This window comes from Streptomyces sp. NPDC007983, assembly GCF_042958345.1.
Taxonomy (GTDB): Bacteria; Actinomycetota; Actinomycetes; order Streptomycetales; family Streptomycetaceae; genus Streptomyces.
This window is the reverse complement of record NZ_JBIBJI010000008.1, coordinates 72,607-94,102: the sequence shown is the minus strand read 5'-3', so window position 1 is coordinate 94,102 and position 21,496 is coordinate 72,607. Positions and strand designations below refer to the sequence as shown.

Here is a 21,496-nt window from a genome sequence, read left to right as displayed (position 1 = left end):
TCACTCCCTCGGTTGTGATTCCCATACGACGCCGCCCAGGTCATGGCGGCCGGATCGCAGCGCGGAGAAGCCCACCGTGGCCGGGTGGCCGGTGCGCGCCCGCCCAGCCCAGGTCCAGCGGTCGGCACGGGCGGTCCCGTGGTCGTCCGCGAGACAGCGCCACAGGTAGTCGAGCGCCCATGGCACGCCGTCGGTGGTGGCGGCCGGGGCATGGGGCAGCAGTCGCAGCCCGCCGTCCCCGGACTCCCACCACGTGCCGAACCGCGGTTCATCGGACATCTCGGGTGTCATGCCTTCGGTGGCGCAGATCTCGGCGGCGAGGGCGGCGTATTCCGTCAGGGGCCACTGGGACCGCAGCCGCTCGCGCCACCGCGCCTTCTCGGCTTCCGGCAGCGGCTCCCACAACCCGTGTGCGCGCATGTGGTCGCGCAGGAAGTCGAAGGCGGCGAAGACGGGCTCCTCACCGGTGGGGACCAGCTCGTACACGGCGTACGGCGCGATCGCGCGCAGCGCGCGGTGCAGATCGCCCGAGGGCAGGCCCGGGGAGGGCGCGGGGCCGGTGCCGAGCAGGGTGCGGGCGGTGACGGCGGCGTAGCGCAGCAGCCGTTCGTAGCGGACGGCGGAGATCCGCCGTACGGCCAGGGTGCGGCCCATCGCGGTGCGCTGCGGTTTGCCGGTGGCGGTGGCGAGGAAGCCGCCCCACCGGACGGCGGCGGGGCGCACTGCGGCCCGCTCGCACACGGTGCGCGCCGCGTCGAGGGTGTCGGCGGGAGGGCCGTCGGTGACGAGGCCGACCTCATGGCCGAGGGCGGCCTCGGCCACGGGGACGGCGGCGAACCGGCCGCGCAGACCCGCGTCGTGCCAGGTGCGCTCCACGTCCAGCGGGTAATGCTTCTCGCCGCCGCGGTCGATGCGCTCCTTGGCGCGGCCCCTGAGCACGAGCAGGCCGTCGCGCAGCTCTCCCAGGTCGCCGGTGCGCAGCCAGCCGCCGGGGGCGAAAGCCTGGGCGGTGGCGGCCGGGTCGCGCCAGTAGCCGTTCATCAGGTCCGGTGTTCTGATCCACACCTCGCCGGATTCGAGCCGCACCTCGGTGTCGGGCAGCGGGAGTCCGACCGGCGGGAAGCGGTCGAGGTACTGCGCGGTGAAGTCCTCTCCGGTCAGCTCGGGCATGGTGAGGCTGAAGTTGACCGCTTCGGTGAGCCCGTACCCCTGGCGGAGCCTGGGCCCGTAGCGCTGGTGGAAGCGCCGGGCGAGGTCGCCGGTGAGCGGGGCGGCCGCGGTGATCAGGTAGTCCAGGCCGTCCGGCCAGGTGGGGGCGGCCTCCACCAGCTCCGTGAGCAGGGCGGGGACGATCGAGGCGGTGCGGGCGCCACCCGCCGCGAGGTCGCGCAGATAGCGTTCGGGATCGAAGGCGGTGTGCAGGATCAGCGGGGTGTGCGTGATGTGGGCGCCGATGAGCGACATCACGAGCGCGTTGCAGTGGTACAGCGGCAGGCAGGTGCCGTGCGGGCGGTCGGGTGCGAAGCGGTGCAGCCGCGCCGTCTTGGCGGCGTTGCCGAGGACGGCGCGGCGGCTGAGCATCACGCCCTTGGGGATGCCGGTGGACCCGGAGGTGAACATGATGAACGCCAGCTCCGCCGCCCCGGGATCGGGCTCCGCGGGCGCCCCGGGAAGGATCCGCAGTCCGATCGGGTGCGTGTGGTCGGCTGGGGCGTCGATGACGGCCGAGGCGTCCACGCGCCGTACGGTGGCCGCCAGTTCCGCGTCGGAGGTGCGCGGGTGTTGCGGTACGGCGACGAGCCGCAGGTCGAAGCAGGTGAGCAGGGCCCCGGCCAGTGGTTCGCCGTGCGGGAGCCGGATGACGACGCGGGCGCCTGCCGGAAGGGTGTCCAGGCCCAGCAGCTCCGCTCGGAAGCGTTGCGCCAGTTCCGTCGTGTCCAGCGGGGCGCGGTGCGCCACGGATGTCATGGGTTCTCCGTCCCTCGGGCGGTGCGGGTGGTGCGGTCGTGGCGGTCGTGGCGCCGCAGTTCTTCGGTGAGGATCCGGCCGAAGTCGCCGATGTGCCGGCGCTGCATGATCCGCTCGTGGTCGCCGGCCACTTCGTGGAGCGTGAGCGCGCCGGTGACCAGCGGACGCCACGCCTTCTCCAGCGCCGTGCGGTTTCCGGCCCCGGCCACGTGGACGGCGTCGCCGTCCAGGACGGGGGGCCGGTAGCCGCGCAGCAGCCGGGCGTTGTTCTTCGCCACCGCGACGATGCGGCCGATATCGTCTTCGGTCAGGGTCGAGAGCGCACTGCCCTCGGTGCGGAGCAGGGCGGTGACGGTGGCGAAGTCCAGTCCGCCGGGCGGGAAGCGCCCCTCGTCGTGTCCCGCGGCGGTCACCAGGATGCGGTAAATCCGTTCCTCGTCGATGCGTTCACCGGCTCCGTCGCCGTCGTCGCCGGGCGGCAGGGTGTCGACGACGCACACCAGCCCCGGCGCGACGCCCAGCTCCCGCAGCCGTACGGCCATGGCGTGGGCGACGAGTCCGCCGAAGGACCAGCCGATCAGGTGGTACGGCCCGTGCGGGCGTACCGACCGCAGCTCGTCCACGTACCGCGCGGCCATCTCCTCGACGGTGGACGGCAGTTCGCGGACGCCACCGGGGCCCTCTCCCCGGAACGCGTAGAGCGGATGGGCGCGGTCGAGGTGGTGCAGCAGCCCCGCGTACAGCCAGCCGATGCCGCTCAGGGGGTGCACACAGAACACCGGCGCCGCCTCGCCGGTGGCGCGGTACGCGATGAGGTGACCCCGGGCGGTGGGGGTGCCGTCGTCGAGGCGCGCGGCGAGCGCGGCCGGGGTGGCCGCCTCGAACAGGTCGCGGACGGTGGGCCGCAGACCGAGTACGTCACGGATGCGGGTGGCGAGCCGGGTGGCGCTCAGCGAGTGGCCGCCCAGGGCGAAGAAGCTGTCCGTGGCGCCGACCCGGGGCACGCCCAGCACCTCGGCGAACAACCGGCACAGCGTCTCCTCCCGCAGCGTGCCCGGCGCCCGGCCACCGGTGCCGCTCCCCCAGTCCGGCTCGGGCAGGGCACGCCGGTCCACCTTGCCGTTGCGGGTCAGCGGGAGGCGGTCGAGCGGGTGGAGGTGGGCCGGGAGCATATAGCCGGGCAGCCGCGCGGCCAGGTGGTCGCGTACGGAGTCGAGGTCGGCCCGGGCCGAGTGGCATACGACGTACCCGGCCAGCCGACGGTCGTCCGGGCCCAGGTCCCACACCGCCGCGGCGGCGGCCCGCACCTGGGGATGCGTGGCCAACGCCGCTTCGACCTCGCCGAGTTCGACGCGGTGGCCGCGCAGTTTGATCTGGTCGTCGTCGCGGCCGTGGAAGCGCAGCGTGCCATCCGCCCGCCATGAGGCCAGGTCGCCGGTGCGGTACATGAGGGCGCCGGGCGGGCCGAAGGGGTCGGGGACGAAGCGCCGCGCGGTGAGCGACGGGCGGTGCAGATAGCCGTGGGCGACGCCCGCGCCCGCCAGATACAGATCGCCGATGGCGCCGGGCGGCACGGGCCGCAGCCGGGGGCCCAGGACGTACGCGCGCGTGTTGGCGACGGGCCGGCCCAGCGGCACGCCGGGCTCCTGCGGGCCGCCGACCGGGTGGCAGGCGGACCAGACGGTGGTCTCAGTGGGGCCGTAATAGGCGAACAGGCGGCAGCCGAGGCCGGTGAGGGTTTCGGCGAGCGGACCGGGGACGGCCTCGCCGCCGATCACCGCACGCATGCCGCGCAGCACGCCGGGCCGCCGGTCGGCCAGGATCCGCCAGCGCGAGGGGGTGGCCTGCATGACGGTGACGCGGTGCCGGGCCAGGAGGGCGAGCAGGGCGTCCGGGTCGCGGAGCGTCGCGGCGTCGGCGACCACCGTGGCGGCGCCGGTGACGGGACCGAGGAACAGCTCGGGCACCGACATGTCGAAGTTGGCGGGCGCGGCCGCAAGGACACGGTCGCCTTCGTGGACCCCGAGGCGGTGGCGCATGGCCGCCAGCAGGTTGGCCAGCGCGGCGTGCGGGACGACGACGGCCTTCGGGTGGCCGGTGGAGCCGGAGGTGTGGATCGCGTACGCGGCGTCGTCGGGCAGCAGGGCCGGACCGGGTGGCGTCGCAGCCGGTCCGGCGGTGAGCGTCCACGGCTCACCTCCGGTGTCGCCGGTGACCGGGGCGCGCAGGACGAGGGCGGGGCGGGCGTCGGCGAGCAGGGCGGCGGTCCGGTCGGGCGGCAGCTCGGGGTCGAACGGCAGATAGGCGGCCCCGGTGGACAGCACGGCCAGGCACGCCGTGATCAGAGCCGTGTCGCGCGGCAGGCCGACGGCGACCAGTCGGCCCGGGCCCGCGCCGCGCGCCCGTAGCGTCCGGGCCAGGTCCGCGACCCGTTCGGCGAGCTGCCGGAAGTCCAGCGTCTCCGTGGCCCCGATCACGGCGGGCGCGTGCGGGGTACGGCGGGCCCGGGCGGCGAACAGCTCGGCCACGCCCGCCCCGGCCACGTCCTCCACGGTGTCGTTCCAGGTGGTGACGGTCCGTCGCTCCTCGTCCGCCGTGAGCAGCGGCAGGTCCGCGACGGCCCGGCCGGGGTCGGCCACGGCGGCGCGCAGCAGTCGGGCCAGCCGCTCGTTCAGCGCGTCCGCCGTGCGCCGGGTGAACAGGTCGGCGTTGAACTCCAGCACCCCGGCCAGGCCCGCGGGCGCGCCCGTCGCGTCGTACTCCTGCCGCAGGCTCCACAGCAGGTCCAGCCGGGCCCGGTCGCCGTGCACCGGCACCGGCCGCGCGGTGATCCCGGGCAGGTCGAGGTCGGTGGGAGGCGTGTCCTGGAAGGCCAGCATCACCTGGAAGACGGGGTGGTGGGCGGTGGACCGCGGCGGGTTGAGGATCTCCACCAGCCGCTCGAACGGCAGCTCCTGGTGGTCGAAGGCGTCCAGGTCGGCCGTGCGCACCCGGCGCAGCAGCTCGGTGAAGGTCGGCGTGCCGGACAGGTCGGTGCGCAGCACCAGCGTGTTGACGAAGCAGCCGACGGTGTCGTGCAGCGCCGCGTCGTGGCGGCCCGCGACCGGGGTGCCGACCGGGATGTCCTCGCCCGCGCCGAGCCCGGACAGCAGGGCGGCGATCGCGGCGTGCAGCACCATGAACACGCTCGCCCCGTGCGCGTGGGCGAGGTCGGCGAGCCCCCGGTGCAGTGCGGCGTCCAGGGTCACCGGGACGGTGCCGCCGCGGTGTGAGAGGGCGGGCGGGCGTGGGTGGTCGGCGGGCAGGGGCAGCACCTGCGGGATGCCGCTCAGGGCGCGCGTCCAGTACGCGACGTCGTCGTCGGTGGGCAGGTCCCGCTGCCAGAGGGTGAAGTCCGCGTACTGCGCGGGCAGCGGCTCCCACCGCGGGGCCTGCCCCGCGGCCCTGGCCCGGTAGGCGGCCGAGAGGTCGCGGGTGAGCGGGGCCAGCGACCAGCCGTCGGCCGCGATGTGGTGGAGCAGCAGCATCAGGACGTGGCGGTGGGGGCCCAGCCCGTACAGCGTGGCCCGCAGGGGCGGTTCGGCGGCCAGGTCGAAGGGGCGGGCGGCGTCGGCGGCGAGCCGCCCGGCCAGGCCCGCCTCAGCTGCCTCGTCCATCTCCACCGTCTCGAAGGGCAGCGCGGCGGGGGTGGTCGGGCGCTGCCGGGGTTCGCCGTCGTGGACGTCCACGACGGTGCGCAGGCTCTCGTGCCGCGTCATCACGTCCAGGAGCGCGGCGCGCAGCGCCTCGGTGTCCAGCGGTCCGTCGAGCGCCACTGCGAACGGCATGTGGTACGTCGGGCCCGCGTCCTCGAACTGGTGGAGGAACCACAGGCGGGCCTGGGCGTACGACAGCGGTACGCGGTCCGGGCGCGGGCCGGGGCGCAGCGGCGGCCGGACCGCCCCGGGTGAGGGGGTGACGCGCGGGGCGAGCGCGGCGACGGTGGGCGCGTCGAACAGCGTGCGGATGCCGAGGTCGGCGCCGAGACCCGCGCGGATCTTGTTGATGAGCTGGGTGGCCAGCAGCGAATGGCCGCCGAGGTCGAAGAAGCCGTCGTCCACGCCGACTTCGGGCACGCCGAGCGTGTCGGCGAAGGCGCGGCACAGGAACCGCTCCACGTCGGTGGCGGGCGCCCGCCCGGCCCCGGCCCGCAGGCCCTCGGTGGGGGCGGGCAGGGCGTGCCGGTCGAGTTTGCCGTTGCGGGTCAGCGGCAGCCGGGCGATCGGCACCACGAAGCCGGGCACCATGTAGCCGGGCAGGTGGGTGGCCACGTGGTGGCGCAGCGCGGCGGGGTCGAGTGGGGTGTCCTCCGCCGCGGGCACGGCGTACGCCACGAGCCGGGCGCCACTGTTCTCGGCGGGCAGGGCGAGGACGGCGGCGCGGGCGACATCGGGGTGGCGCTCCAGGACGGCCTCGATCTCGCCCGGTTCGATCCGGAAACCGCGGATCTTCACCTGGTGGTCGGTGCGGCCCAGGTACTCCAGCGTGCCGTCCGGCCACCGGCGCGCCAGGTCTCCCGAGCGGTACATCCGGGCGCCGGGCGGGCCGAAGGGGTCGGCCACGAAGCGGGTCGCGGTCAGCGCCGGGCGGCCGAGGTAGCCGCGCGCCACGCCGGGGCCGGAGAGGTGGATCTCGCCGGGGCAACCGGGCGGTACGGGCCGCAGCGCGTGGTCGAGCAGATGAAGCCGCAGGTCGGCGAGCGGTTCCCCGATGGCGCTGCGGGTGTCGGCCGGGTCGGTCAGCTCGGCGTACGTGGAGTGCACGGTGGTCTCGGTGATGCCGTACATGTTCACGAGCCGGGGACTGCCGGGCGCGCCGGGGCCCTCGGGGTACCAGGCGCGGATCCGGCGCGGATCCAGGGCCTCTCCGGCGAAGACCACGACGCGCAGCGCGTGCCGCAGCGGTGCGCGGGTCTCCCGCTCCACGCCGGCCGCCGCCTCGGCGAGTTGGTAGAACGCCGACGGCGTCTGGCACAGGGCGGTGACCCGCTCGCGGACCAGCAGCCGCCACAGGTCGCGCGGCGTCCGGCTGACCGCATGCGGTACGACGACGAGCCGCCCGCCACGGCCGAGGGCCGCCCACAGCTCCCATACGGACACGTCGAAGGCGTACGAGTGGAACAGGGCGTGCACATCGCCCGGCCCGAAGCCGAACCGCTCATCGGTGGTGTCCAGCAGCCGTACGACGTTGTCGTGCGTGACCACGACGCCCTTGGGGGTGCCGGTCGAACCGGAGGTGTGGATCACATACGCGGTGGTGCGCGGGTCGGTGCACCGGGCGAGGTCACCGGCCGGGCCCGTGGCCAGGGCGGCGGCCACCTCCGGGTCGTCCAGCAGCAACCGGTCCCGGCCGGGCGGCAGCAGGGCCGCGGTGTCCTTCATCGCCACGGCCAGGGGCGGGTCCACCTCGTCGAGCACATGGCGGACGCGCTCGGGCGGGGTGGCCGGGTCCAGCGGCAGATAGCCTGCGCCGGACTTGAGCACGGCGAGGATCGCGGTCACCAGGTCGGCGCCGCGCGGCAGGGCGAGGGCGACGAGCCGGCCGGGGCCCGCACCGCGGGTCACGAGCAGCCGGGCGAGGCGGTTGGCCCGCTCGTTCACCTGCCGGTAGGTGAGGGTGAGTTCGCCGTCGGTCAGCGCGGGGGCGTCGGGTCGCGCCGCCGCCTGCGCCTCGAACAGCGCGGGCAGGGTGGGCCCCGGTGTCCGCGCGACAGCCGGACGTCCGGGGGGCCGCGCGACGGCCGGGGGCCGGGGTGTCCGCTCATCCGGCAGCAGCAGGCCGATGTCGGCGAGCCGGGCGCCGGGCGCGGCGGCGATACGGCGCAGCAGCGCGCCGAACCGGTCGAGGAGCCGCCGGGCGGTGTCCCCGTCCAGGACCGTGGTGCGGTGGTCGAGCTGGAGCCGCAGCCGCTCCTGGTCGCCGGGCAGGACGGCGAGCGTCAGCGGGTAGTGCGTGCTGTCCAGCACCCGCAGCCCGGTGATCTCGATGCCGGGCGCGACGTCCCGCAGGGTGCCGGCGTCGAGGGGGTAGTTCTCGAACACGACCAGGGTGTCGAACAGTTCCCCGTATCCGGCGAGGCGCTGCAGCCGGGTGAGGTCGGCGTGCTGGTGCTCGACGACGGCGAGCTGCTGGTCGCGCAGCGCGCGCAGCGTCTCCTCGACGGTGCGGGAGGGGTCGAGGCGGACCCGGACCGGGATGGTGTTGATCAGCAGGCCGACGATGTTCTCCACGCCGGGCAGCTCGGGCGGGCGGCCGGAGACCGTGGTGCCGAACACCACGTCGTCGCGGCCGGTGTGGGCGCCCAGCAGCATCGCCCAGCCCAGCCGCACGAGCGTGCTGACGGTCAGCCCGTGCGCGCGGGCCGCCCGCCGCAGCTCGCCCGTCGCCTCGGCGTCCAGCTCGGCGTGGACCCGGGCGTGGCCGATGGCGCCGGTGGCGCCGGTCGCGTCGGTGGTGCCGGTGGTGTCGGTCGTGTCCCGGTCGGCGGCCCGGCTCCGGTCCCCGGCGATCAGGGTGGGGCCGTCCAGACCGGACAGCACGGCGCGCCACGCGGCCTCATCGGCGTCGGCATCGCGGCCGCCGAGCCAGTCCAGGAAGGTGCGGTACGGGGTGACGGCGGGCGGCGTCCCGCCCGCGTAGAGGGTGAAGAGCTCCCGTACGGCGATCGGCCAGGACCAGCCGTCCAGCAGGATGTGGTGTGCCGTCAGCACGAGTACGTGCCGCCCTGGTGTGCCGGTACGCAGCAGGGTCGCGCGCAGCGCCGGTGGCCGGGCCAGGTCGAACCGCAGCCGCCGGTCCCGGTCGAGGAAGGCCGCCTCTTCCCGGGCCGACGCCACCTGTTCCTCCCGCCACGCGACGTCGATCCGCTCCGGCCACATCTGCACGGGCCGCCCGTCGGCGTCCGGCCGGAACCCGGCGGCCAGATTCGGATGCCTGCGCAGCAGCGCGTGCAAGGCCTCCCGCAGGGCGGTGACGTCGAGCGCGCCGGTCAGCTCGAAGACGAACTGGACCAGATACGGGTCGGCGCCGCCGCTCTCGCCGTGCTCGTACTGCGAGTGGAACAACAGCCCCTGGGCGAGGGGCGGCAGCTGCAGCACCTCGCCCTCGCGGTCGGCCACGGGCACCGGGACGGGGCCGTCCGCATGGGCGGCCAGGGCGGTGAGGTGGGTGAACCAGCGGTCGGCCAGGGGTACCAGGCGGGCGTCGTCCAGCAGCTTCCCGGCCCAGGACCACATGGCGGTGAGCCGGGGGCCCTCGGGGTGGTCGGCGATCACGGCGTCGAGTTCGATGGCGTGGGCCAGCGGCAGGTCGCTCGGCGCGCTGGACGCGAGGACGCCGTCCTGCGGGCTCCAGTCGCGCTCGCCGCCCGCGTCGAAGCGGCCGAGGTAGTTGAAGGCGATCCGCGGCGGGGCGGGGGCGGCCAGCCGGGCGGCGGTCCGCGGGTTGAGGTGGCGCAGCAGTCCGTGGCCGAGGCCGTGGGCCGGTACGGCGCTCAGTGCCGTACGGACCTGGTCCACGGCGCGGTCCCAGGGCGTGTCCCCGTCACCGGCGTCGAGCAGGGCGGGGTGGAAGGTGGTGAACCAGCCGACCGTGCGGGACAGTTCGAGGCCGTCGGCGAACTCCTCCCGGCCGTGGCCCTCCACCTCCAGCCCGACGGCCGACTCGCCGCTCCCCCGCCACTCCGCCACGGCCCGGACGAACGCGGTCAGCAGCAGGTCGTTGAGCGAGGCGCCGAAGGCGGTGGGGGCGCGCTCGGTCAGGGCCGCGGTGACGGCGGCCGGGAGGGTGCGGGTGTGCCGCCGTCGCGTGGCCTCGGTGTCCCGCGCCGGATCCAGCCGCAGGTCCGCCTCGAGGCGGCCCGCCGCGTCGGCGACCCGGGTCCAGTACGGGAGTTCGGCCAGCACCCGCGCGTCCCGCGCGTGCGCCGCGAGCGCGCGGCTCCACGCCGCGAAGGACGTGCCGTCCGGTGGCGCCGTGGGGGCCCGGCCGTCCCGTACCGCACACCAGGCGTCCCGCAGGTCGTCGAGGAGCACGCGCCACGACACCCCGTCGACGGCGAGGTGGTGCACGGCGAGGACGAGGGTGCCGGGCCGGTCCGCCCCGGCGTCGAACCACTCCGCGTGCACGACGCGCCCCGCCGTGGGGTCCAGCCGCTCCCGGGCCCGCGCGGCGCGTTCCCGTACGAAGGCCCGCAGCGCCTCCCCGTCCAGCCGGCCCGCGTCGTGCCGGACCAGGCCGGGCCGGCCGCGGGGTTCGGTGCGAAGCTCCCAGGCGGAGCCGCGCGGGGACAGCCGGAGACGCAGCATGGCGTGGCGGTCGAGCAGCGCTTCGAGGAGGCCGCGCAGCCTCGGGGTGTCCAGCCCGGCGGGGGTGCGCAGGCTCACGGACTGCGCGAACCCGGCCACGGGGCCGCCGCGTTCGCGCAGCCAGTGCATCACCGGAGTCGGCTCCACCATCGGGTCGTCGTCGGCGTCGGTGCCGCTCGGCGGGACACCCGGCGGGGCGGAGCGATCGGACAGGGTCGCGGCCAGCGCGGCGACCGTGGGGTGGCGGAAGACGTCCTGGGAGGTGAGCGGGAGGCCCGCCCGCCTGGCCCGGCTGACCAGGTGGATCGCCAGGATGCTGTCGCCGCCCAGGGTGAAGAAGCCGGTCTCCGGCGGGATGTCCTGCTCGCCCAGCACCTCGCGGAACAGCGCGGTGAGCGTTTCCTCGGCGGGCGTGCGGGGCCGCCGGTCCGCATCCCCGCCGTGCGTGCCGTCGCGTCGCGGGGTGGGCGGCGCGGGCAGCGCGGCGCGGTCGAGCTTGCCGTTGCGGGTGAGGGGGAGCCGTTCGACGGGGACGATCGCCGAGGGCACCATGAACGCCGGAAGGTGCTCGGCGGCGTGGCGCTTCAGCTCGTCCACGTCGACCTCATGGGTGACGACGTACGATACGAGCCCGCGCTCGCCGGGCCGGTCCTCGCGGAGCACGGTGGCGGCCCGGGTCACGTCGGGGTGGCGGCACAGGGCGGCGTCGATCTCACCGGGTTCGACGCGGTAGCCGCGCAGTTTGACCTGGCTGTCGGCGCGGCCCGCGAAGTCGAGGGTCCGGTCCGGGTTCCAGCGGGCGAGGTCTCCGGTGCGGTACATCCGGGCGCCGGGCGGGCCGAACGGGCAGGCCACGAAGCGCTCCGCGGTCCGGCGCGGCGCGCCGAGGTAGCCGCGGGCGAGCCCGGTGCCGGAGAGGTAGACCTCGCCGGTGACACCGGGCGGGACGGGGCGCAGCGCGTCGTCGAGGAGGTGCACCCCGGTCCCGTCGAGCGGGCCGCCGATGGGCACCGATGCGGTGTGATCGGGGAGGCGGTCCACCGGGTGCCGGGTGGCGAAGACGGTGGTCTCGGTGGGTCCGTAGCCGTTGACGACGGCGGGGGCCCGGTGCGCGGCGCGGACGCGCCGTACGGCCTCGGGCGCGACCACGTCGCCGCCGGTCCACACCTGGCGGACACCGTCCAGGCAGCCGGGATCCTCCTCGGCGACCGCCGCGAACAGGCCCGCCGTCAGCCACAGTCCGGTGACGCGGTGCGCGGCGATGACCTCGCGCAGCACGCCGAGGTCCGTACGGCCCGGTGGGGCGATGACGATCTCTCCGCCGGTGAGCAGCGGCACCCACAGCTCCAGGGTGAGCGCGTCGAAGGCGTGCGGGGAGTGCAGCAGCACACGCTCCGCGCCGCCTTCGCTCCACCAGCGGTCGGAGGCGAGCCGTACGAGGTTGCCGTGGGTGATCGCGACGCCCTTCGGGGCGCCGGTCGAGCCCGAGGTGTACATCACGCACGCGAGTTGATCCGGGTGCACGGTCGGCGGGTGATACGGCGGGGCGGACGGCTCGTCGCCGACGACGAGGGTGTGGTGTCCCCGGTCGCGGAACCACGCGGCGATGTCGTCGTCCCGGGTCGTGGTGTCGGTGATCAGGAACCGCGCCCCGGCTCCGGCGGCGATCGCGGCCAGGCGGCTCGGGCCGTCCGCACGGTGCAGCGGCAGATACGCGGCGCCCGCCTTGACCACGCCCAGTGCGGCGACGACGAGGTCGGGCGAGCGCTCGAGGAGGAGGCCCACCGGCGTCTCGGCGGTGACGCCCGCCGCGGCCAGCCGGGCCGCGAGGGCGGTGGCGCGGGCGTCGAGCTGACGGTAGGTGAGCCGCTCGCCGGTGGCGGCCGAGCGCACGGCGAACGCCTCGGGTGTGGCGGCGACATGGGCCTGGAACCGCGCGAGCGCCGTCCGCGACGGGCCGGTGTGCCGCTGTGGCCGCCCGCTGCCCGCCGCCCCGATCCGGTCGCGCTCGGCGGCCGAGGTGACGGCGTAACGCGCCACCGGGGTCCGGCCCGGGCGGGTGGCGGCCTGGCGCAGCACGCGCAGGAAGCGGTCGGCGGCGTCGCGCAGCAGCTCCGGGGAGTGGTTGGCCGGGTTGGCGTCGGCGTCGATGGTGAGCGGGCCGTCCCCCCGGTCGTACGCCACCAGGGACAGGTCCTCCGAAGGCGGCGCCTGGACGTTGTGCACGGTGGCGGTGGCGGGCCCGAAGCGCAGACCGTAGGCGAAGCGCTGGATGTTGAGGACGGGTCCGAAGAAGCGCCGTCCGTCCTGGGGGTAGCCCAGGTCGCGGCGCAGTTGTTCGCCCCGGTAGCGCTGGTGCCGCTGGACGTGGGCGATCGCCTCGTCGGCCCGGGCCGCCAGGTCCGTGAAGGGGGCGGCGGGGTCGACGTACAGGCGCAGCGGCAGCACGTTGGCCGCCATGCCGGGCACCTGTCGGCTCCGCTCGCTGACCCGCCCGGTGACCGGCAGGCTGAGGACGATGTCCCGGCTGCCGGTCATCGCGTGGACGAAGACGGCGGTCGCCGCGATGACGAGCCGCGACCAGCGCTGCCCCATGTCCCGGGCGGCCGAGCGCAGTCGGGCGAACTCAGCTTCGGACAGGGTGCTGGTCAGCCGCAGCGACGCGGCCGGTACCGGGGCCGGGCGCGGGGCCAGGCTGAGGAACCCCGGATGGCCTTCCATATGGTCGAGCCACCACCGCCGGTCAGCCTTCCAGTCCGGTGAGGCGCGGTAGGCCCGGTCCTCGTCGAGGACGGCCCTGAGCGGACTCCAGCCGGTTCCCGGTATCGGACCGTTGTCGAGCAGGCTGCCGTAGAGGTCGGCGACGCGGCGCGAGAAGAGCGTCATGCCGAAGCCGTCGAGGACGATGTGATGCACCCGCGTGAACAGCAGATGCCGGTGGTCGCCGATGCGCAGGACCGCGCCGTCGAACAGCTCGCCCCCGGCCAGGTCGACGGGCCGGGACAGCTCCTCGCGCATCCAGTCGAGGGCCGTCGCGCACGGGTCGGGCTCGTGCCGCAGGTCGCGCACCGGAAAGGGGACGGAGCGCGGGCGCGCCACGCGCTGGACCGGCCGTCCGTCGGGCGCCTCGGTGAAGCGGACGTGGAGGGCTTCGGTCTCGCGCACGGCCTGCCGGAGGGCGGCCACGAGGACATCGGTGTCGAGCGGGCCGGTGATGTCGGTGTACTCGCCCCAGAGGTAGGGCGAGGTCAGGTCGGGCCGGGACCGCTCGGCCAGCCACACGCCTGACTGCGCCTCGGAAAGGGGGAGTTCGGTGCCGGTTTCGTCCAGGGCCATGAGGTTCCCGCCCGGCCGCCGTGTGGACGACCTCAACGTCGAAGTGGCTTCGCAGGGCGATGTGCGTCAGTCGTCGGGGTGTGCGGGCACGGGGCCGCTCGGCGGTGGTCCGATCTTGTCCGGTTCACCGGAAGACTAACAGGCCAGTAAAGGCATCGCAAAGAGATGGCAATGAATAGGATCATCACTCCGCATCGCCGGAGCGCGCCACAACGCGGCGGAACCAGCCGGAACATGGCGGATCGCGGCGGCGCACGCCCCTGAAGCACCAACGCGCGCACCCGTCCCATCCGCAAACGCGGGCGCGGGGCGCGTACACACGAAGCCGCCCGCCGAAGACCGCATCAGGGCGGTCTTCGGCGGGCGGTGGGCAGGTCGGGCGGTTCGGGCGGTTCGGGCGGTTCGGGCGGGCGGGCCGGTCAGATACGGCCGCCCGTCATCCGCGTGACGGGACCATGGCCGCTGCGCTCCGCATGGCGGCCCACGGCATAGGAGGCCGCGGTGAGGGCGGTGACACCGGCCGCGGCACCGGCCGCGATGAGCTTGCGATTCTTCAGCACGGTCCAGGCGGTCGCCGCGGCAGAGGTCATCTGCCCGGCCGCCGAGGTCACCCCCTTCAGCGTCGCCGTCATGGCGGTACCGGCGGACTCGGCCGCCTTGCCCGCCGTGGCCCCCGCCGACGTCACGGCGTTGCCGACGGCACTGCCCGCGCCGGCCGCGGTGCGCGCCGCGCCGGCCCCGGCGGACTTCGCGGCATCGGCGGTCGCCTGGCCTGCGGACTCCGCCTTCGACGCCGTCTTCTCCGCCGCCTTCGCGGAGGTCTCCTTGGCCTTGGCGGCTGTCGCCTTCGTGGCCTTGGTGGCGCGGTCGGTCGATTCGTTGTTCGCTCCTGCGTTAGCCATGGTGTGCGAATTGCCCGATCCGGCCGATGCAAACAAGGCATGGAGATTCCGGTGAGGTCCCGTGGCCCTCGGGCCTGCACAACCGTGGCCTGACGGGTGCTCTATCGGCACACTTCCATCCCTTCGAGTGAACGGCGCTCGGTTGCTGCCGCATGCGCGGGGCGTCGACCGGATAGTGATCCGGCGGCCGGACACGGAGTTCCGGTCACGGACCGGAAGGGGACACGGTTGATGCGCACAGAGGCCACCAAGCGGGTCGCGCTCGTCTTCTCCCTGCTCGACGCCGATGGCAACGGCGTCCTGGAAGCCGAGGACTTCGAGCTCATGGCGGGCCGCGTCGTCGAGGCGGCGCCCGACGCGGACGAGGCGGCCAAGGACGCGATGCGCGCGGCCTTCCGTCAGTACTGGACGACCCTGCGCAGGGAAGCGGACACCGACGGGGACGACGAGATCACCTTCGAGGAGTACACCGGCTGCGTGCTCTCGCCCGAGCGTTTCGACGCGACGATCGACGCGTTCGCCCAGGCGCTGGCCGCGCTCGGGGAGCAGGACGGCGACGGGACGGTCGAACGCCCCAGGTTCGTGGCGCTGATGACGGCGATCGGCTTCGAGCGCGCGAACATCGACGCCCTCTTCGACGCCTTCGGCCCCTCGGACGCGGACCGGATCCGGGCGGCGACCTGGGTCGACGGGATCAAGGACTACTACGCCCCGGGCAAGGCCGGCATCCCCGGCGACCATCTGGTCGGGGGCACGGCGGTCTGACCATGGGTCACGGCGGCCGCGTGGTCGCAACGCCTTGGGGAAGGAGGAGAGATGCCCGAGGCGACCCGGGAGAGCACCGGGGAAGGAGTGGAAGGGGGCGTCGGGCAGACCGCTCTCATGGTCGCCGCGGCGCGGGCGATCGAGGCCCACCGCCCCGACGCGCTCGCGCGGGACTCGTACGCGGAGCACTTCGTACGCGCCGCGGGGCGGGCGTCCGCACACTGGCCGGTGCGGCCCCAGCAGGTGCCGGGCGGGGACGCCGATCCCCTCTGGGGGCGGCTGGGGCGCTACTTCGGCCTGCGGACCCGGGTCCTCGACGACTTCCTCCTGACCCGGGCGCGCGCGGGCACCCGCCAGGTGGTCCTGCTGGGGGCGGGCCTCGATTCCCGGGCGTACCGGCTCGACTGGCCGCCCGGCCGCACGGTCTTCGAGATCGACCAGGGCTCGATACTCACGTTCAAGCGCAAGGTCCTCGACGGGCTGGGCGCCGTGCCCCGGGCTGAGCGCGTCACGATCGCGGCCGATCTGCGGCTCGACTGGGCCGGGGCGCTCACCGCCGCGGGCTTCGATCCGGCCCAGCCGACCGCCTGGCTGGCGGAGGGGCTCCTGCTCTACCTGCCCCGCGCCGCCGAGCAGGGACTCATCGACACGGTGGACGGGCTGAGCGCGGCGGGGAGCGCCCTCGCGTACGAGGTGAAGCTCGGCACGGAGTCGGCCGCGATCCGCGACAGCCCCGTCTACTCCGCGGCACGGCACCGGATCGGCGTCGACCTGCTCACCCTGTTCGACGGCGAGCCGCGGCCCGACTCCGCCGGGGACCTGACCGCGCGGGGCTGGACCACGGCGGTCCGCACCCCGTTCGACTTCACCCGCCGCTACGGACGCGGCCCGCGCCCCGAGCCGTACGACGCCCTGGCCGCCAACCGGTGGGTGTTCGCCCACCGTCCGGGCGCGTGACGCCCAGCCCTACCACCGCGCGTCACCGCTCAGACGGCGGTCCGCTCCACGGGGATCCACAGCTCCGCGTCCGCCTCCGACCCGTCCTGCGACAGCCGCGTGCGCAGGATCTCGGGCCCCGGCCTGCTCCGGTACGGATTGGACGGGAACCACTGGGTGAACACATCGCGCCACAGGAACTGGAGCGCCTGCGGGAACGGCCCGGAGTTCTCGAAGACGGCCCAGGCCCCCGCCGGGACGGTGAGCGTGTCCAGGTCCTTTGGACCTGCGGACCCGGTCACCACGCCGTGGTAGTAGTCGAGTTCGGTCCCCTCCGCCCGGCTCGGGTCGAGGTCGTCACTGACCCCGACGATCCCCTCCGGCTCCTGATCGGACAGTGCGGCGACGCGCCGCATCGTCTCCTCGTCGATGCCGCGGATGAACTCGGCGATCGCCGGGTTCACCCCCACATGAACGAGCGGGACCCGGGCCTTCTTGCCGACCACATGGAACCGCTCCCTCTCCACCACCCGGTATCGCATGGTGCTCCTCCCTTCGACGATGAGGCGGAAGGACATCCGTGGCTGGGAGTTCAGCGCGGCACCGCCGCGCCGGGCCTCGCCCGGGCCCACGCCGTGCAGAGCGCGGAACGCCCGTGCGAACGCCTCCCCCGAGCCGTAGCCGTAGCGCACCGCGATCTCCAGCAGCGTCCGCTCTCCGGCGATCACCTCGGCCCCGGCGACGGTGAGCCGTCTGCGCCGGATGTAGTCCGACAGCGAGATCCCCGCCAGCGCGGAGAACATCCGGCGGAAGTGGTACTCCGACGTCACCGCGATCCGCGCCAGTTCGGTCACCTCGATCCGCTGATCGAGATGCGACTCGATGTGGTCCAGGGCCTCGTTCAGCCGCTCCAGCACCTCGGTCTCCTTCCCTTACGACCCTCACGTCAGGAAGACCGCACCCTGCCGGACCCGACATCCTGTGCCCGCTCCGATCGGGTGGGCCCGGCCCGGCTGCGGACGAAGTCGATCAGCGAGGGGCCGCCCCGGAAACACCACAGGGCGATGACGGGGTCGCAGATGGCGCAGCCGAGGGAGGAGTCATGGGCGAAGGGGATGATCGGGTTGCCTTTGGCATGGTGTACCACGTCCCAGGCGGTGTGCATGAGCCACGCGATGCCGACGAACGTCCATGACTCCAGTCCGCGGTAGGCGACGTAGGTGATGGCGGCGGCGGCGAGGAATTCCCAGCCCCCCAAGCCACCGCCACTGAGGTAGGCCGCTCCCGCGCCCGCCACCATGATCGCGTTGAAGCGGCGTCGGTGCGGTTCGCGGATCAGCGACATCACCAGGGCGTAGACGACGCCGACCAGGATCGGCGCGAGGTAGGTCATCATGGCTGCGTTGCCCTTTCGGGGTGTCCGGGGCGCGGAAGGGCTGTTCCGGCGCGGCTGAGTCGCCGCAGTGCGAGGAGGCCGCCGACACCGGGGATGACGGCAATGGCCTTGGTGGCGTTCGTGGCCTGCCGAAGGCACCAGGTCGCGCCGACGACGAACAGATAGGCGCAGCCGTGGGTGGGGCCCATCAGGGAGGAGATGGGCCCCAGATGGGCGGTGGCGAGGTTGGCCAGCATGATGATCAGTGAGACGAGTTCGGCGTGTGCCGCGATACGCAAGGACCGTACGTGCACGGTCATACCCCCGTGGTGGAGCCGGGGCGGATGATCATCAGGATGGTGACCGTGGCCCACAGCAGGTTGAAGACGCCGGTGAGCATGGCGAGGCGGCCAGGGGCCCGGGCGACCGCGCCGGGAGCCCCGGCCGCGGTGAGGTCCCCCTCCTGGGCGGGCAGTATCAGCAGGGCCAGGACGGCTGCGGCCGCGGCGGTCAGGACGATCGAGGCGATCAGCCATGCGCTGCCGAGGACGCCGAGGCTGCCGGCGGTGGCGAATCCGAAGAGCGGTACGGCGATGCCGACGGCGGCGTAGACGCGGCAGATGCGGTGCAGCGTCCGCAGCGTGGCGAACGCCTCGTGGTCATCCGGATCGCTGTGGGCGCGGCGCAGGGCGGGCGGGAACATGCTCGCGGCGACGGTGACCGGGCCGATGGCCACCACGGCGGCCAGTACGTGGAGGCAGAGGAAGAGTTTCGTCATGGTCCAGTGGTTTGTGGTGGGTGGTCAGAGGCCGGCGGGCGCCAGGCCCCGATCGCGCCAGACGATGCCGCGGCGCTCATGCGCGAACAGCTCTTCGACGGCGTGCGCGATCCGCGGGCCCACCTCGCGCTCCAGCAGATACAGGCCCAGGTCGAGTCCGGAGGTGACACCGGCGCCGGTGACGAGGTCGCCGTCGTCGACGACGCGGGCGCTCACCGCGTGGGCGCCGCTCGCGCCGAGCGCGTCCAGACCCGTGTGGTGGGTGGTGGCGTGGCGCCCTTCCAGCAGACCGGCCATGGCCAGGACGAGCGACCCGCCGCACACCGTGGCGACCGTCACCTCCGGGTGCTCCATCGCCGCCTTCACCAGCGCGGGCAGCCCGGTCGCCGCGGCGCGCCCGAGAATGACGGAGATGAACTCGTCCGGCTGCCACGTCCCCTCCCCCGCCCCCTGCCCGGGCACCTCACCCGGCTCGCCGAGGCGGCCCGCGGCGCCGGGGACCAGGATCACACCGGCGCGCTCGGGGTCGAGGGCGGCGGTGGCCCGCAGGGTCAGGCTCCCGGCGCCGCTGGGCACCTCGCGAGGCCCTTCGGCGGACACCAGTTCCACGCTCACCGCGCCCGCCGAGGCGGCGCCACCTGCGTACAGCACCTCGTAGGGGGCGATGACATCGAGCGGGTCGAAGCCGTCGAACAGAACAACCTGGACATGCATGGAGGGCTCTCTTTCACAAGGCTCGCGGTGGCGGGAAGTCCGGCCTGCGCCGGGAACGCCCCGAAGTTAACCGGCTGCCGCCCCTCCTCCCAGTGGCATGAGTGCCACCTTTCAACGGGATAGTGCCATCATCGGCGGGAACGCTCCTGAACTGCGGCGAAGCAGAGAACTCGGCGCTCCGGGCCGCTTCGGGCCATCCGGCGAGGGGGTATCTTCCGGCCATGCACACCGTCGCCGTTCTCGCCCTGGACCAGGTGATCCCGTTCGACCTGTCCACGCCGATCGAGGTCTTCACCCGCACCCGGCTGCCGGACGGGCGCCCCGGCTACCAGATCCGGGTGTGCGCCGAACGCCAGGAAATCGACGCCGGGACCTTCGCCCTGCGCGCGCCCTGGGGCCTCGACGGGCTGAGAGGGGCGGACACCGTCATCGTGCCCGGCACCGCCGATCCCTCGGCCCCGCTCGCGCCCGAGGTCCGCGACGCCCTGCGGGCGGCGGCCGCGGACGGCACACGGATCGCCTCCATCTGTTCGGGCACCTTCATCCTGGCCGCCACCGGTCTGCTCGACGGGCTGCGGGCCACCACCCACTGGATCGCGGCCGGCCTCCTGGCCACCGCCTACCCGGACATCGAGGTGGACCCGGACGTCCTGTACGTCGACAACGGCCAGTTCCTCACCTCCGCGGGCGCCGCCGCGGGCCTGGACCTGTGCCTGCACATGATCCGCCGCGACTACGGCTCGGCCGTCGCCGCCCACGCCGCCCGGCTGTCCGTCATGCCGCTGGAACGCGAAGGCGGGCAGGCGCAGTTCATCGTCCACGACTACGCACCCACCCCGCAGGGCTCGGTCCTCGAACCCCTGCTCGCCTGGCTGCAGGACAACCTGGGCCGCGACCTCACCCTCGCCGACATCGCCGCCCACGCCGGGACCAGCACCCGGACCCTGATACGCCGCTTCCGCGAGCAGACCGGCACCACCCCGCTCCAGTGGCTGCACCGCGCCCGCATCCGCCAGGCCCAGCACCTTCTGGAGACCACACCCCACTCCGTCGAACGCATCGGCGCCCAGGTCGGCTTCGGCTCCCCCACCGCCTTCCGTGACCGCTTCAAGCGCACCACCGGCGTCAGCCCGCACACCTACCGCCGCACCTTCAGCTGATATGTGACCGGGATCACGGCGCCTGCCCGCACGGCTCCGGCGACTGCCCGATGACCGTTGCAGTCGACAGGTATCGTCCGGCCATGGACGTTTCCGGAATGAGGGACACCGGGGAGAACGCCATCAACACGCTCTGCTTCGCCATCGCGGCGCTCGCGTCGTATGCCGCGCTCGTCTACCGGCTGTGCCAGGCCAGGCGCAGCCGGCGGGACAACGTCCACCGCGTCCTGGTCGTCACGCTGCTGCACCAGTGCCTTACCTTCACGAGGGCAAGCACTGGACCAACGCCGAGATGGCGGAGGAGCTGAAGCGGGCCAACCCCGAGCTGAAGGTCGGGGGTGTGTATCTGTCGCAGTTGCGGACGGGGAAGCGCTCCAACCCCTCACCGGATCTCCTGGCCGCCCTGGCGCGCTTCTTCGGCGTGTCGGTGGCCTACTTCTTCGACGACGAGGTCGCCGAGTCGGTGCTCAGCGAGGTCGCCGCCATCGAGGCGCTGCGGCAGGCGGGGGTCCGGGCCGTGGCGATGCGGGCGGCCGGGATGAAGAAGGAGAACCTGCGGGCCATCACGACCATCATGGATCAGTACCGGCAGATGCAGGGCCTTCCGCCCGTCACCGACGCCGTGGACCCCGAGTGAGGGGCCTGAGAGGGGTGCGGCCGGCCGGTCAGGACCGCCGCAGCCAGCTCAAGCGGCTCCGGAAGGCCGGTGCCCGGCGGATCGCCGAGCTCGATCTGCCGGAAGTGGCCGATGTCGCCGGACTCTGCCGCTGTCTCGGCGAGATCCGCGAACGTCCGATCACGCTGGTCCCGATGCGGATCCCCACGTCGCACCCCTGCGGCATGTGGGTCGCCGCACGCGACGAGGACCTCATCTTCTGCGACGCCAACACGACCAGCGTGCACCAGGAGCACATCGTCCTGCACGAGCTGGGCCACATCATCTGCCGCCATCGCGGGGCGGGCCGGCTGGACGAGGCGAGCTCCCGCCTCCTCTTCTCCAACCTCGACCCCGACCTCGTACGTGACATGCTCCTGCGCGCCACCTATGACGACGTCCAGGAACAGGAAGCGGAGATCATCGCCTATCTGCTCTCCCAGCGGGTGGGCGGCACCGTGGAAGCGCATGGCGTGCCGACCGCGGAGGAAGCCGGTGACGGCGCCGCGCGGGGGCGGGACGACTCCGCGCTCAGCAGGATCGAGCGCACCCTGATCTGACC

The 21,496-nt window shown here is 74.1% G+C and carries 13 protein-coding genes; 5 read left to right on the top strand and 8 right to left on the bottom strand.

The features are described 5' to 3' along the window. From ACFZCY_RS25050 to ACFZCY_RS25040, 3 genes are all read right to left on the bottom strand, one after another. Positions 1-1,968 carry an AMP-binding protein gene (locus ACFZCY_RS25050; protein WP_391177358.1) on the bottom strand — a complete coding sequence of 656 codons (1,968 nt, stop codon included), beginning with the start codon at positions 1,966-1,968 and terminating at the stop codon, positions 1-3. Then, positions 1,965-13,649 (bottom strand): amino acid adenylation domain-containing protein, encoded by an 11,685-nt coding sequence (locus ACFZCY_RS25045; RefSeq protein WP_391177355.1) that lies wholly within the window; start codon positions 13,647-13,649, stop codon positions 1,965-1,967. The genes ACFZCY_RS25050 and ACFZCY_RS25045 overlap by 4 nt, the downstream gene beginning before the upstream one ends. Before the next feature lie 419 nt (positions 13,650-14,068). Further along, positions 14,069-14,551 (bottom strand): hypothetical protein, encoded by a 483-nt coding sequence (locus ACFZCY_RS25040; protein WP_391177352.1) that lies wholly within the window; start codon positions 14,549-14,551, stop codon positions 14,069-14,071. A gap of 231 nt (positions 14,552-14,782) precedes the next feature. Here ACFZCY_RS25040 and ACFZCY_RS25035 point away from each other — a divergent pair, with 231 nt between their 5' ends. Beyond that, positions 14,783-15,316, top strand: a complete 534-nt coding sequence (locus ACFZCY_RS25035) for an EF-hand domain-containing protein (RefSeq protein WP_391177349.1) — start codon at positions 14,783-14,785, stop codon at positions 15,314-15,316. A 51-nt stretch (positions 15,317-15,367) separates the two neighbouring features. Beyond that, a complete protein-coding gene (locus tag ACFZCY_RS25030) occupies positions 15,368-16,273 on the top strand; it encodes an SAM-dependent methyltransferase (RefSeq protein ID WP_391177346.1) in 906 nt (301 codons plus the stop codon). Between the two features lie 29 nt (positions 16,274-16,302). Here ACFZCY_RS25030 and ACFZCY_RS25025 read toward each other — a convergent pair whose 3' ends face one another. The 5 genes from ACFZCY_RS25025 to ACFZCY_RS25005 are packed head-to-tail and all read right to left on the bottom strand — an operon-like array spanning position 16,303 to position 19,119. Next, positions 16,303-17,169 (bottom strand): GyrI-like domain-containing protein, encoded by an 867-nt coding sequence (locus ACFZCY_RS25025; protein ID WP_391177344.1) that lies wholly within the window; start codon positions 17,167-17,169, stop codon positions 16,303-16,305. A 29-nt stretch (positions 17,170-17,198) separates the two neighbouring features. Continuing rightward, positions 17,199-17,645, bottom strand: coding sequence for a DUF6010 family protein (locus ACFZCY_RS25020; protein ID WP_391178286.1), 447 nt, complete (start codon positions 17,643-17,645; stop codon positions 17,199-17,201). Next, a complete protein-coding gene (locus tag ACFZCY_RS25015) occupies positions 17,645-17,947 on the bottom strand; it encodes a hypothetical protein (RefSeq protein WP_391177341.1) in 303 nt (100 codons plus the stop codon). The genes ACFZCY_RS25020 and ACFZCY_RS25015 overlap by 1 nt, the downstream gene beginning before the upstream one ends. After that, a complete protein-coding gene (locus tag ACFZCY_RS25010; RefSeq protein ID WP_391177339.1) occupies positions 17,944-18,405 on the bottom strand; it encodes a hypothetical protein in 462 nt (153 codons plus the stop codon). Before ACFZCY_RS25010 ends, ACFZCY_RS25015 begins: the two co-directional genes overlap by 4 nt. Before the next feature lie 24 nt (positions 18,406-18,429). Then, the gene (locus ACFZCY_RS25005; protein ID WP_391177336.1) at positions 18,430-19,119 is read right to left on the bottom strand and encodes a DJ-1/PfpI family protein; all 690 of its coding nucleotides are present in this window, start codon (positions 19,117-19,119) and stop codon (positions 18,430-18,432) included. Between the two features lie 221 nt (positions 19,120-19,340). On the opposite strand from ACFZCY_RS25005, the gene ACFZCY_RS25000 reads away from it, so the two are divergent. The 3 genes from ACFZCY_RS25000 (at position 19,341) to ACFZCY_RS24990 (ending at position 21,494) form a co-directional block, all read left to right on the top strand. Then, positions 19,341-20,279, top strand: coding sequence for a helix-turn-helix domain-containing protein (locus tag ACFZCY_RS25000; RefSeq protein ID WP_391177333.1), 939 nt, complete (start codon positions 19,341-19,343; stop codon positions 20,277-20,279). 292 nt (positions 20,280-20,571) lie between these two features. Beyond that, positions 20,572-20,916: a helix-turn-helix domain-containing protein gene (locus tag ACFZCY_RS24995; RefSeq protein ID WP_391178283.1), complete on the top strand. Its 345-nt coding sequence runs from the start codon at positions 20,572-20,574 to the stop codon at positions 20,914-20,916. Beyond that, a complete protein-coding gene (locus tag ACFZCY_RS24990; RefSeq protein WP_391177330.1) occupies positions 20,913-21,494 on the top strand; it encodes a toxin in 582 nt (193 codons plus the stop codon). The genes ACFZCY_RS24995 and ACFZCY_RS24990 overlap by 4 nt, the downstream gene beginning before the upstream one ends. Positions 21,495-21,496 lie beyond the last annotated feature (2 nt).